Genomic DNA, 13,466 nt, shown 5'->3' with positions numbered 1-13,466 from the left:
TATATTTGCAGCTACGCTTTTAAAAAAACAGCTATACGTTGCATGCAATACTTTTGGAAGAATATACCCCGGTATATTCGTTATGTGCTTGTTCAAACGCTCTATCTCTTCCTGTTGATGGTGTTGTTCAGGCTCATTTTTTACCTGTTCTTCTTTAAAACCACCATCACCAGCAGCAGTGCGATAGCCAAAGCGTGGTATCTGGGCACCAAGTTCGACCTCCGGCTGGCGCTCATACTGGTGGTGCCGGTGGCGCTGACAGCTGTCATCGCCCGTAACGGCCTCTTTACGTCGAAGGTTATACGCAAAGCCGTGGCCATTTACCTCTTCATCGTCTTTACCGCCCTTACCTTATTATATATCCTCGATCTGGGACATTATGACTACCTCGGCATGCGGCTGGACCCGTCCATCATGCGTTTCCTCGCTAAAGGGGAGCGGGCCGACAATGCCCGGATGGTATGGCAGAGTTATCCGGTGGTACGGGGCTTCCTCGGCATCTTCGTTTTCCTGTTCCTCGTCTTCCGCCTGCAACGGCGCACCTGGAACCGTTTTGCGGCCCAGCCGTCGGTATACCTGCGCAACTGGCCCTTTACCGGTTATGTAACGGCGCTCACCCTGCTCATCGCTGCCGGTATCTATGGCAACTTTGCCTATTTCCCGCTGCGCTGGAGCCAGGCCATGTTCACCCGCGACAACGGCGTCACCAGCCTGGGACTTAACCCCATCCTGTATTTTGCCTCCAATTTCTCTGTGGAAGGAGATACCTATGATATTAATCTTACCAAAAAATATTATCCGTATATCGCCGACTACCTCAAAGTAGACAAGGCGGATGCTGAGAAACTGGAGTATGTACGCACTGTTCACGGCGATTCCACCAAACCTAAGCTCAACGTAGTGCTGGTGATGCTGGAATCCACCGGCGCCGCGCCTACCAGCATGTACGGCAATCCTATGCAGGCCACGCCCAATATGCAACGGCTGGCCGACAGTGGCATCCTCTTCAAAAATTTCTACGTGCCGGCCATCAGCACAGCGAAAACTGTTTTCGGCGTTACCACCGGTCTGCCGGACATCACCACCGTGAAAACAGCCAGCCGCCACCCTAAAATGCTGGACCAGCGTATCGTCATGGACCAGTTCAAAGGTTACGAAAAACTGTACCTCCTCGGTGGCAACACCAACTGGGCCAATATCCGCGCGGTATTCACCAACAATGTGGAGGGCATCAGTATTCATGAGGAAGGCATGTACAAGTCCGGCAAAGCAGACGTATGGGGTATCTCCGATTATGACCTGATCACCGAGGCGAGCGAGATATTCAAAGCCAACAACGATCAGAAAAAGCCGTTCGTGGCTTTCCTGCAGCTGGCAGACAACCACCCGCCGTATACCACTACCAGCGGGGCGGGCGACTTTAAAAAGCTGACCGAGAAAGACATCGACATGGCGAAATTCAAAAAATCCGGATTTGTGTCGCTCGATCAGTTTAACGCCCTGCGGTATGAAGATTACAACGTAGGCCATCTCATCGACGTGGCCCGTAAAGACGGGTACCTCAACAATACCGTCTTTATGTTCTTCGGCGACCATAACTGTATCCTCAATCCATACTCCTTTATGCCCATGCCGGAGTATGAAATGGGTACCGGTGGCGTACATGTGACCGCGTTTATGTACGGCCCCGGCCATGTGCAGCCACAGGTGATCAACACGCCCGGCAGCCTGCTGGACGTTTATCCCACCATGGCCAGCATGGTAGGCCTGCCGTATAAAAACTATACCCTGGGCACCAACCTGTTTGACAGTACCCGTACCAGCAAATATGTATTTATCAGCTACGCCCGCAATCAGCAGCCATACTACGCACTCATTGGAAACCAATACCTCAGCGAGGTGAACATGGCCACCAATGCCACAGCGCTGTACGACCTGAAAGGCGATCCGCTGAAAAATATACAGGCTCAACAGCCAGACACGGCAAAAAATTTGGATAATTTAACACGAGGCTTCTTCGAAAGCACGCGATATTTGATGTTTAATAACAAAAAGTAATATTTGCCTTTGGGCATGATTGCATCATGATGGATATAGATATAGACAAAAGCTGGTTTAAAGATTGGTTCAATTCCCCCTACTACCATCTGCTCTACAACAACCGTGACGAGCAGGAGGCTGCCGCATTTATTGATAAACTGCTGGCATACCTGCAGCCACCCGCTCATGCATCCATGCTGGACGTGGCCTGCGGAAGGGGACGTCATGCCAAGTACCTGGCAGACAAGGGGTATGAAGTAACTGGTATAGATCTCTCCATAGAAAGCATCAATGTCGCCAAAAAGCTGGAAAATGACCACCTGAGCTTTTTTCAGCATGATATGCGGTTGCCTTTCCGCGTCAACTACTTCGATGTCGTGTTTAATTTCTTCACCAGCTTCGGTTATTTCGAATCACAGCGTGATAATGACAATGCGCTGCGTACCCTGACCAACGCGCTCCGGCCCGGAGGGAAACTGGTGCTGGACTATCTCAACAGTTCCTATGTGGAAAAACACCTGGTGTACGATGAGGTAAAGGAGAAAGATAACGTGGTGTTCGACATTCAGCGGGAAGTGAAAAATCATAAATTCCTCAAAAAAATCAATATTCTCGATAAAAACCTCATGAGAAGGGCCACTTTCGCGGAGAGCGTCAACGCTTTCTCCCGCGCGGATTTTGAGCGGATGTTCGCCAAACAGGGCCTGGTGATCACTGAAATATTCGGGGACTATCATTTTAACAGCTATGACGAACAGCGTTCGCCGCGTATGGTCCTCATTGCTCAAAAACCTTAGCCATGCTTGAAAGTATCCTGAAACAGGACCTGCGCTTATTTCTACATATTAACGCGCAATGGCATAATGCTGTATTGGATGTGGTCCTGCCTTTTGTGCGGGAGCCATATGTATGGGCGCCGCTGTACCTGTTCCTGGCATTGTTCGTCACCATCAATTACGGCTGGAGAGGCTTTTTCTGGATTGTTTTTTTTCTGCTGGTATTTGGACTGGCAGATCAGAGCAGCCTATATATTAAAGAGGCCTTTGGCCGTCTCAGGCCCTGCCGCGACCCGATCGTGTCGCACTATGCGCGGGTACTGGTAGTGTATTGCCCTATGAGCGGCAGTTTTACCTCTAACCACGCCGCGAACCATTTTGCGCTGGCGACGTTTTGTTTCTTAACTTTAAAATCAGCTTTGGGCCGGTACGCCCTGTTGTTTTTCCTGTGGGCGGCTGTTATCGGCTACGCACAGATATATGTAGGGGTGCATTATCCACTGGACGTGCTGGGTGGTGCTGTACTGGGTGGCCTGATCGGGCTGCTGAGCGGTAGTTTTTTCCAGCGCCGCATAAGACTGGAGCCTGAACAAACATCATGAACTGGACATATCTGATACTTATACTGTTGGCTACGCTCGCCGGTGGGGTTATCCCCATGACGATCAGGCGTATCAATGCAAATTTTACGATTTATCTGCTGGCTTTTACCGGCGCTTTCCTGTTTGGGGTGACGATCATGCACCTGCTGCCGGAAGTGTACCATGAACTGGGCCATAGCGCAGGCATCTACATTGTGCTGGGCTTTTTCCTACAGGTATTTCTGCAGCAGCTGTCACACGGCATGGAGCATGGCCACACCCATTTACCGGGTGAAAACCATCATCATATCGCCGTTACGCCGCTGTTGCTGGGCTTGTCCATTCACGCCTTCATGGAAGGTATCCCGCTGGGATTTAAGTACGAAGACCAGTCGGCGTTGCCTTCACTGATGATGGGCGTGGCGGCACACAAGGTGCCGGAAGCACTGACCCTGATCACGGTAATGATCCATGCCCATAAATCCAAAACACAACTCTGGCAGATACTGACGGCTTTTGCCGTGGTAACGCCGGCAGCGGCCATACTGGCCTGGTGGATGGGCAACCGCTTCGATATCGTATCACATTATTTATTGTACGTGGTAGCATTGGTGATAGGGGCATTCCTGCACATTTCCACGACCATTTTTTATGAAAGTGGTACCAAACATCACGAATTAAGCAGCAAAAAAGTGCTGGCCATCGCAACAGGGTTGGTACTGGCATTTCTTACTTTAATATTTGAATAATTTTTTATTTTTAGACTTTAAATCATGGAAGTCGTCGTCATTATCCTCATCCTTATTTTAGTCAACGGCATTTTCGCAATGTCGGAGACGGCGTTGGTCTCGGCCCGCAAGAGCCGACTGGAACAGCAAGCCAATAAAGGGGATGAAAAAGCAAAGGCAGCACTGAAGCTGGCCAACAATCCGGACACATTTCTTTCTACCGTTCAAATCGGTCTCACACTTATTGGTATCCTCATCGGGATGTATTCCGGAGGTACCATCAGAAACGAGGTAATGGCCTGGCTCAGCCAGTATCCCACGGTAGCCGGCTATAGCGGCGTTCTTTCCACCATTATCGTCGTAATTGTCATTACTTATTTTTTACTGGTACTGGGAGAACTGGTACCTAAAAGGCTGGGCGCCGCCCGCCCTGAAGGTATCGCCAAAAGAATGGCCAGCCCTATGCAGGTCGTTTCCTGGCTTACCTTTCCTTTTATCTGGTTGTTAACTTCCACCACCAACGTGTTGGTAAAAATATTTAACCTGCATCCCGAAGGAGCGCAGGTGACAGAAGAAGAAATCAAAGCCATCATCAGCGAAGGCACTACTTCCGGAGCTATTGAAGAAACAGAGCAGGAAATCATTGAAAGGGTATTTCACCTGGGTGACCGTAACATCACCTCTCTCATGACTTACCGTAACGACATCACCTGGCTCGATATCAATGAAACGCCGGCAGCCTATCAGCAGAAGATCCACGAAAGCCTGCACAACGTATACCCGGTATGCGAAGGGCAGATAGATAGTATCAAAGGCATTGTGTCTATCAAAGACCTGTACGCCGTAACCGGCAAATCCACGCCACTGGCGCAGATTATCCGCAAGCCGCTGTTTGTGCCGGAAAACAACACCGCCTACCAGGTGCTCGAGAAGTTTAAGGAAACACACGTGCACGCCGCTTTCATCGTGGACGAATATGGCACGTTTCTGGGTATGATCACGCTCAACGATATTCTCGAAGCGATTGTGGGCGACATGCCGGAAACAGAAGAGGTGGACGATTATGAAATGGTGCGCCGTGATGACGGCTCCTGGCTGGTAGATGCGCAGATACCATTCTATGATTTTCTGGCCGAATTTGATAAAGAAGACTGGATGACCGAATTTGAGCAGGACTTTGACACGTTAGCCGGATTTATCCTGCATCATCTGGAACATATTCCCAAAACAGGGGAGAAGTTCCAATGGCGCGGTTTTGAATTTGAAATTGTGGATATGGACGCTCACCGTATAGATAAGGTACTGGTAACACCACCTGTGCAAACTGAAGAAGAGTAAAACCTACCATCCCCAAAAGCAAGTATTTGCCGCATGCGTACTTACCCGTAATTCGTGAATGTCCGGGTGGATTTATTTGATTAAATCCATCTTTGTACTATTTTTGAGCACTTTTTCACATAAATAAATAAATAATATAATATAAAATGGTTGTATTAGGAAGTAAGTCGCTGACCCTCGATGAGGTGTACAGAGTGCTTTACGCCGGCGAAGAGCTGAGCCTGGACGCAGCGGCATTACAGCAGGTGGAAGCCAGCTTTTTATTTCTGCAGAAATTTTCTGCCAAAAAGCTGATCTATGGTATCAACACCGGTTTTGGACCGATGGCCCAATACCGTATCAGCGACAGCGATACCTTTCAGCTGCAATATAACCTGATCCGCAGCCACAGCACCGGCGCGGGCAAGCCGCTTTCTCCGGTGATCACCAAAGCGCTGATGATAGCCCGTTTGAGCAGCTTTATGCAGGCCCATTCCGGTATTCATCCGGAAGTGACCATCCTGCTGAAGGACCTGATCAACAAAAACGTATATCCCTGCGTGTTTGAACACGGTGGCGTAGGCGCCAGCGGCGACCTCGTACAGCTCGCTCACCTGGCACTGGTACTGATCGGCGAAGGAGAAGTATGGTATGAAGATAAAATGCAACCTACGGCGGAAGTATTCGCCCGCCTGGGATTAAAACCCATCGGTATTCACGTGCGCGAAGGACTGGCCATCATCAACGGTACGTCCGCGATGACCGGCGCCGGCCTCGTGAACCTGATACAGGCCAGACAGCTGCTGGGATGGGCCGTGACCCTCTCCGCTATGATCAACGAAATCGTGGAAGCATTCGATGACCACCTGTCGGCCGAACTGAATGCCGTAAAGATGCACGTAGGGCAGAACACCGTGGCCGCCAAAATGCGGGAAGTATTACAGGGCAGCCGCATGGTAAGGCACCGTCCGGACCATCTCTACAAAGAACTGGAAGAAGAGATCTTTAAAGATAAAGTACAGGAATACTATTCCCTGCGTTGCGTGCCCCAGATCCTGGGCCCTGTGTATGATACCCTCATACAGGCAGAGAAAGTAGTGATACACGAGCTCAATTCCGTGAGCGATAACCCGGTTGTGGACCACGAACTGGAAAACGTATTTCATGGCGGCAATTTCCACGGCGATTATATCTCATTGGAGATGGACAAGCTGAAGATCGCTACCACCCGCTTGTCGATGCTGGCAGAGCGACAGCTCAATTACCTGCTGAACGAGAAGCTGAACCACAAGTTCCCGCCGTTTATGAACCTCGGCAAACTGGGCTTCAACTTCGGTATGCAGGGCGCACAGTTTACTGCCACCTCTACCGTAGCGGAAAACCAAACCTTGTCTTTCCCGATGTATGTGCACAGTATTCCAAATAACAACGATAACCAGGATATCGTGAGCATGGGCTGTAACTCCGCGCTGATGGCCAATAAGGTGATCGCCAATACCTTCGAGGTGCTGGCTATCCACACACTGACCATCATACAGGCGGTAGATTACCTGCAATGCCAGGACAGACTGGCTGGTTTCTCCCATAAGGTATACCAGGAAGTGAGGGCAATTTATCCTAAATTTATTGAGGACAGTCCTATGTACAAGGACCTCGGCAAGATTAAGGAGTACCTGTTATGTAATGAGCCGGTAAAAATGTTCTGATTTCCCTCCGGTACCAGCAGCATAAATGCGGTGGTCCGTAATTCGTAATTCGTAATTCGTAATTTCACATGAAGTGTGCCTTAATTACAGGAGGCTCTCGCGGTATTGGCAGGGCAATATGTATTAAAATGGCTGAATTGGGATATCATGTCCTGATCAATTATAAAGGCAATGAAGCCGCCGCTCAGGACACCCTGGAAGCGGTGAAGGCAAAAGGCAGCAGCGGAGAGCTGTTGCAGTTCAACGTAGGCGATGCCGCCGAAGTGCAACATGTGCTGGGCGGATGGGTAGAGCAAAATAAAGATCAGCACACCATTGAAATTCTGGTGAATAACGCCGGTATCCGGGAAGATTCCCTGATGTTCTGGATGACCGAAGCCCAATGGAGCAATGTATTGAATATCAGCCTGAATGGCTTCTACCACGTGACCAAACAGGTGCTGAATACGATGCTGTTGAAGCGTTATGGCCGTATCATCAATATGGTATCATTATCCGGCATTAAAGGGCTTCCGGGACAAACCAATTACTCCGCCGCCAAGGCCGGCGTAATTGGCGCTACCAAGGCGCTGGCACAGGAAGTGGCCAAGCGGGGCGTTACCGTGAATGCTATAGCGCCCGGCTTCATCAAAACAGATATGACCGCAGAACTGAATGAGAAGGAACTGGCGGCACAGGTGCCGATGAACCGCTTCGGTACGCCCGAAGAAGTGGCCGAAGCCGTAGCGTTCCTGACATCCAAAGCAGCCGGCTATATCACAGGAGAGGTGTTGAACATCAACGGAGGTCTCCATACTTAAAAAGCAGTTTGTACATGAACCGAGTAGTGATCACTGGAATGGGAATCTACTCCTGCATCGGTAAAGACATGCAGGAGGTAAGAGATTCATTGTATAAGGGCAAATCCGGTATTGTACTGGACCCGGAGCGTAAGGCATTCGGCTACCGTTCCGGCCTGACCGGCCATATAGCGCGCCCCGAGCTGAAAGGGTTGCTGGACCGCCGGTCGAGGCTGATGATGCCCGAACAGGCAGAATTTGCGTATATGGCCACCCGTGAGGCACTTGCCCAGGCGGGAATGGACCAGGACTATATTGACAAAACCCCGGTGGGCCTGTTGTACGGCAACGACAGCTCGGCCAAACCGGTGGTAGAGGCTACAGATATCATGCGGGAGAAGAAGGACACCATGCTGGTAGGCTCCGGCTCCGTGTTCCAGACCATGAACTCCACCGTGAACATGAATCTGGCCACTATTTTTAAGCTGCGGGGAGTTAACTTCACCGTGAGTGCGGCCTGTGCCAGCGGCTCCCATGCTATCGGCCTCGGATACATGTTTATCCGCAACGGCATGCAGGATGCCGTGATCTGTGGCGGCGCGCAGGAAGTGAACGTATATGCCATGGGTAATTTCGATGCCATCGCCGCGTTCTCTGTCCGTGAAAATGACCCGGCCAGGGCTTCCCGGCCTTTTGACCGCGACCGCGACGGCCTGGTGCCCAGCGGCGGCGCAGCCACCGTTATCCTCGAAAGCCTGGAATCAGCCCAGCGCAGAGGCGCTACCATCCTCGGCGAAGTACTGGGCTACGGATTCTCCTCCAATGGCAGCCATATCTCTAATCCTACGGTGGACGGACCGGTACGCTCCCTGCAAATCGCTTTGCAGGATGCCGGCCTGAAAGCAGCGGATATCGAATACATCAACGCACACGCCACTTCCACACCGGCAGGCGATGCCAGCGAAGCCAGTGCCATCTACGAAGTGTTTGGCGCTTCCAACCCATTCGTCAGCTCTACCAAGTCCATGACCGGCCACGAATGCTGGATGGCCGGCGCCAGCGAAATCGTTTATTCTATGCTCATGATGCAGCACGATTTTATCGCCCCAAATATCAATCTGGAAAACCCGGACGGCGACGCGGCTAAACTGAATATTGCCACAAAGACAATTGATAAAAAATTTAATATATTTTTGTCCAACTCTTTCGGCTTCGGGGGAACTAACTCGTCCCTCATCGTCAGAAAATGGAATGGAATGTAGAATTTTGCTATTTATTCATTTTGTCATTTGTTTATTTAAATGGTCCCTGCAGCTGAAAATAATCAAATGTCCAAATAACCAAATAGCTAAATGTTTTAACTTTGGAGGATAAAATCAGGATTGGGTAAGATTAACCGCTATAAATTATTTTAAAACGACCTATATCTGATTCGCACATTTTATGGATATCAAGGAAATAATAACTGTTACGAACAAGTTTCTGGTGGAGGAGTTTGAGGCGAACCCCACTGACATTAAACCTGAAGCTAACCTCAAATCCACGCTGGATCTGGACAGCCTGGATTATATCGACATGGTGGTAGTGATAGAAGATAATTTCGGTTTTAAAGTTAAACCGGAAGACTTCCAGTCTATCGTTACCTTCCAGGATTTCTACGATTATGTAACGGCTCGTGTTCAACAAAAAGAACTGGTATAATGCCATCCTGGCAGGGAAAGTCCAAAGGAAATAAGCTGGGTTACAGTATCTTTATTTTCATATTACGATATGGAGGTGTTTACCCTGCTTATTTTCTGTTGAGATTTGTCGCTTTTTATTACTTTTTATTTTCCCGGAGCTCTTCCAAACCCATCTATCATTACTTTCATACCAAAATAGGTTACGGCAGGTGGAAGTCATTACGCAGCCTGTATCGTAACTATTATATATTTGGCCAGACACTGATCGATAAGATCGTTGTCATGGCCGATATGGCTAATAAGTTCTCATTCGATTTTGACGGGGAACACCATCTGCGCGAGATGGTGGCCGGCGGACGTGGCGGCATTCTGCTGAGCGCCCACCTGGGCAACTGGGAAGTAGCGGGACACCTGTTTAAACGGTTGCAGACCCGTATTAATATTGTCATGTTCGATGGAGAGCATCAGCGTATCAAGGAATACCTTTCTTCCGTGACCGGCGACAGAAATGTGAATATCATCGTGATCAAGGATGATTTGTCACATATCTACGCCATCAACGAAGCCCTGAGCAATCAGGAGCTGGTGTGTATGCATGCCGATCGTTTTCTGCCGGGCAACAAAACCGTGACCGCCCCGCTGTTGGGCCACGACGCCCGTTTTCCTATGGGCCCTTTCCTGTTGGCGTCTACTTTCCGCGTACCCGTTTGCGTGGTATTTGCCTTCAAGGAAACGGCCACCCATTATCATTTTTACGCTACGGAGCCCCGTTCCTACCATGGGCGCCGACAACAAGGCGTAGAAACAGCCGTGGCCGATTTTACCGCCCTGCTGGAAGAAAAGATCCGCCGTTACCCGGAACAGTGGTTCAATTATTATGATTTTTGGGAATAATCCGTGTTTTTACGCGCAAAAATGTCGAAGAATTCGATTTATTTCGTGTTTTGTCTATAAATAATAACTTGTGCAGATGTTTATTCATTCAGACGATATTACCGCTTACATTCCCCAGCGTACACCGATTGTCATGATCAGTGGCATCCTGGAAGTGGATGGCCCGAAAACCCGTACCGCCCTGCATATTGCACCCGATAACGTATTTGTGGAAAACGGCGTGCTCATGCCTCCCGGCCTTATGGAAAATATAGCCCAAACAGCTGCCGCCCGTATTGGCTACATCGCCAGACAGGAAAACAGCCCCGTACCACTGGGCTTTATCGGCGCAGTCAATAACCTCGAGATATTGGAACTGCCTCCCGCAGGACAAACCATCGAAACAACCACGGAAATTGGCGGAGAAGTGTTCAACGCCACGATGGTGACCGGAAAAGTAATGTACGACGGCAGAGTGATGGCACAGTGTGAAATGAAAATTTTCATCAACCCGCTTAATAAATAAATTATGATTATCCGTAAAGTTTTTACCCTGACCATTCTTATCTGTAGCTGCTTCATCAGTGCTACACAGGCCCAGAAACTGAAAAACTTTCTGGAAAACACTGATACCCCCTTTACCTGGCTGGGCGTGGATTTCACACAGGCACGCCTGCTCGGTGATGCCGCCGCCAGCGATATCAACCGCCATTTCGCCGGTATCAACGACGTGATCAGAAATGAGCCTAAAAAATACGATGTGAAAGGCGCTTTCCATCGCTCCAGCGTGGAATTCGATCTCAGCGAAACCAATCAGAGAAATGCCGATATCAACGTCGACAAAATGAAGTCGGAAAATGAAGCTGACTACAGCCGCCTGAAACCGGAAGATATCACCAAACTGGTGAAAGGCTACAAATTCGGCGACAAAAAAGGTATTGGTGTGCTGTTTGTTATGGAAGGCATGAGCAAAACAGAAAAAGAAGCCGCCATGTACGTGACCGTAGTGGACATGAGCTCCCGCAACGTGCTCATGACAGAACGCATGACGGGCAAAGCACAGGGCTTCGGTTTCCGCAACTACTGGGCTTACACCGTACATAAAGTACTGGAACACATCGACTACAAAAAGCTGAAAGAAAAATATGCGGACGCGAAAGATCCTGTAGAAGAAGTACCGGTAGCTCCTAAGAAAGAAACTAAAACGGCGATCGCTAAAGAAGAAAAAGCAAAAAAAGCGCCGAAGAAGAAAGGATAAACCATTTGGATATTTTGTTATTTGGGAATTTGATCATTTAAAGGATTCTCTAAATGATCAAATTCCCAAATGGCCAAATAACAAAATAATATGGACTCAATAACCGAATGCACCGAATTTCCGGTGAAGTTTAACGAAGTGGATTCACTGAGCATAGTCTGGCATGGCCACTATGTAAGGTATTTTGAAGACGGAAGAGAGGCTTTCGGTGAAAAGTATGCTTTACGTTACCTGGATATTTTTAATGCCGGATTTACTGCACCCGTGGTGAATATACAGTGCGACTATAAACGTCCGCTGCGTTATGGCGATCGCGTAAAGGTGGAAACGACCTTCGTAGACGACCTCGCGGCCAAGATCAGATTTAACTATGTGCTTTCCAATCCCGCTACCGGTGAAATCATCGCTAAAGGCTCTTCCGTGCAGGTTTTCCTGGACAAAGACACGGAGCTGTTGCAGTTGACCACACCGACTTTCTTTACCGATTGGAAAAACAGACACTTGTATAACCACCTTTAGATAATGGATGATGGTCTTCGTAGTTGCAGATAATATTGTTGGGCCGCTGGGCGTGAATACGGATGAAAATTTTGAACAGGTCATCCGGGGCAATAGCGGCATCCGTTTACAGGACCGTGAAGACTATGGCCCTGCACCCTTCCATGGTGCGATGATGCCCCATGATATGCTGGAAAAAGCCATACAGGGTCTTAACATCGAAGACTATACGAAATTTGAACAGCTGGTGATCGCTTCCGTTACGGAAGCGTTGTCGCATACAGACATAAGCCTGTCAGATCCCCGTACGGGACTGATTATTTCTACCACTAAAGGAAATATTGAACTGCTGGAACAGCAGGAGGAAGGAGTGATACCACCGCCTGCACAGCTGCAGCCCGCCGCTACGGCCAATAAAATAGCGGACCGTCTCGGTGCCGTCAATACGCCCATGGTGATCAGCAGTGCCTGCATATCCGGACTGGTGGCCATTATCACAGGTCAGCGACTGATCGCTGCCGGCAGGTATGATCATGTAGTGGTAACGGGGGCCGATGTGCTCACCCGTTTTGTATTGTCCGGTTTTCAATCGTTTCAGGCGGTGAGCGCCGTGCCTTGCCGGCCTTTCGATGCCGACCGCACCGGCGTGTCGCTGGGTGAAGCTGCGGCTACCATGGTCCTCAGTAAAGACCCGCACAACGCCACCATTGTACTGGGCGCCGGCGCTATCAGCAACGACGCCAATCATATTTCCGGCCCTTCCCGCACCGGCCTGGAGCTGGCCGCCGCCATGCAACTGGCCCTCAAAGGCAGCGGCCTTCAACCGGAAGATATCGGATTTGTATCCGCTCACGGTACCGCCACACTGTACAACGATGAGATGGAAGCCAAAGCCCTGCATCACGCAGGACTGGCAGCCGTGCCGGTCAACAGCCTCAAAGGCTATTATGGCCACACCCTCGGCGCCGCCGGGCTGGTGGAAGCCATTATCAGTGTAAAAGCCATGAAAACCGGCGTTATACTGCCCACCAAAGGATACGAAACACCCGGTGTAAGTATGCCTGTCAACGTTAGCAATACCCTGCGCCAACAATCGTCCCGCCACTTCCTCAAAACGGTGTCCGGCTTCGGTGGTTGCAATGCAGCCATGATATTCAGCAGTTATGAATTACGAATGACGAATGACGAATTGGGAGCTAACTCCCATGCATAAGTCACTCCTAATTCG

At 49.6% G+C, this 13,466-nt stretch carries 14 protein-coding genes; all 14 read left to right on the top strand.

Features of this window, described 5'->3' with window-relative positions:
• The first annotated feature begins 42 nt into the window (after nt 1–42).
• The 14 genes from ICL55_RS17710 (at nt 43) to ICL55_RS17645 (ending at nt 13,451) form a co-directional block, all read left to right on the top strand.
• Nucleotides 43–2,058, top strand: a complete 2,016-nt coding sequence (locus tag ICL55_RS17710) for an LTA synthase family protein (protein ID WP_188099641.1) — start codon at nt 43–45, stop codon at nt 2,056–2,058.
• A 26-nt stretch (nt 2,059–2,084) separates the two neighbouring features.
• The gene (locus ICL55_RS17705; RefSeq protein ID WP_188099639.1) at nt 2,085–2,837 is read left to right on the top strand and encodes a class I SAM-dependent methyltransferase; all 753 of its coding nucleotides are present in this window, start codon (nt 2,085–2,087) and stop codon (nt 2,835–2,837) included.
• 2 nt (nt 2,838–2,839) lie between these two features.
• Nucleotides 2,840–3,418: a phosphatase PAP2 family protein gene (locus ICL55_RS17700; protein WP_188099637.1), complete on the top strand. Its 579-nt coding sequence runs from the start codon at nt 2,840–2,842 to the stop codon at nt 3,416–3,418.
• On the top strand, nt 3,415–4,146 hold the full coding sequence (locus ICL55_RS17695) for a ZIP family metal transporter (RefSeq protein WP_188099635.1): 732 nt from the start codon (nt 3,415–3,417) through the stop codon (nt 4,144–4,146). Before ICL55_RS17700 ends, ICL55_RS17695 begins: the two co-directional genes overlap by 4 nt.
• 24 nt (nt 4,147–4,170) lie before the next feature.
• Nucleotides 4,171–5,463, top strand: coding sequence for a hemolysin family protein (locus ICL55_RS17690; RefSeq protein WP_188099633.1), 1,293 nt, complete (start codon nt 4,171–4,173; stop codon nt 5,461–5,463).
• A gap of 146 nt (nt 5,464–5,609) precedes the next feature.
• Nucleotides 5,610–7,148: a flexirubin biosynthesis tyrosine ammonia-lyase FlxA gene (flxA, locus tag ICL55_RS17685; protein WP_188099631.1), complete on the top strand. Its 1,539-nt coding sequence runs from the start codon at nt 5,610–5,612 to the stop codon at nt 7,146–7,148.
• A gap of 68 nt (nt 7,149–7,216) precedes the next feature.
• On the top strand, nt 7,217–7,948 hold the full coding sequence (gene flxB / locus ICL55_RS17680) for a flexirubin biosynthesis SDR family reductase FlxB (protein ID WP_188099629.1): 732 nt from the start codon (nt 7,217–7,219) through the stop codon (nt 7,946–7,948).
• A gap of 14 nt (nt 7,949–7,962) precedes the next feature.
• Nucleotides 7,963–9,189, top strand: coding sequence for a beta-ketoacyl-[acyl-carrier-protein] synthase family protein (locus ICL55_RS17675; RefSeq protein WP_188099627.1), 1,227 nt, complete (start codon nt 7,963–7,965; stop codon nt 9,187–9,189).
• Nucleotides 9,190–9,370: 181 nt separating this feature from the next.
• A complete protein-coding gene (locus ICL55_RS17670; protein WP_078667209.1) occupies nt 9,371–9,628 on the top strand; it encodes an acyl carrier protein in 258 nt (85 codons plus the stop codon).
• Entirely contained in the window at nt 9,628–10,503 is an 876-nt protein-coding gene (locus ICL55_RS17665; protein ID WP_188099625.1) for a lysophospholipid acyltransferase family protein, read from the top strand. Before ICL55_RS17670 ends, ICL55_RS17665 begins: the two co-directional genes overlap by 1 nt.
• A gap of 76 nt (nt 10,504–10,579) precedes the next feature.
• On the top strand, nt 10,580–11,008 hold the full coding sequence (locus ICL55_RS17660) for a hotdog family protein (protein ID WP_188099623.1): 429 nt from the start codon (nt 10,580–10,582) through the stop codon (nt 11,006–11,008).
• Between the two features lie 3 nt (nt 11,009–11,011).
• Nucleotides 11,012–11,740, top strand: coding sequence for a hypothetical protein (locus tag ICL55_RS17655; RefSeq protein ID WP_188099621.1), 729 nt, complete (start codon nt 11,012–11,014; stop codon nt 11,738–11,740).
• Nucleotides 11,741–11,830: 90 nt separating this feature from the next.
• Entirely contained in the window at nt 11,831–12,259 is a 429-nt protein-coding gene (locus ICL55_RS17650; protein WP_188099619.1) for an acyl-CoA thioesterase, read from the top strand.
• A 7-nt stretch (nt 12,260–12,266) separates the two neighbouring features.
• The gene (locus ICL55_RS17645) at nt 12,267–13,451 is read left to right on the top strand and encodes a beta-ketoacyl-[acyl-carrier-protein] synthase family protein (RefSeq protein ID WP_188099617.1); all 1,185 of its coding nucleotides are present in this window, start codon (nt 12,267–12,269) and stop codon (nt 13,449–13,451) included.
• Nucleotides 13,452–13,466 lie beyond the last annotated feature (15 nt).

Origin of the sequence: Chitinophaga varians, from assembly GCF_014529945.1 — a bacterium.
In the GTDB taxonomy this organism is placed as follows: domain Bacteria; phylum Bacteroidota; class Bacteroidia; order Chitinophagales; family Chitinophagaceae; genus Chitinophaga; species Chitinophaga varians.
The sequence above is the reverse complement of the archived record's forward strand: the minus strand, read 5'-3'. Positions and strand labels throughout refer to the sequence as shown.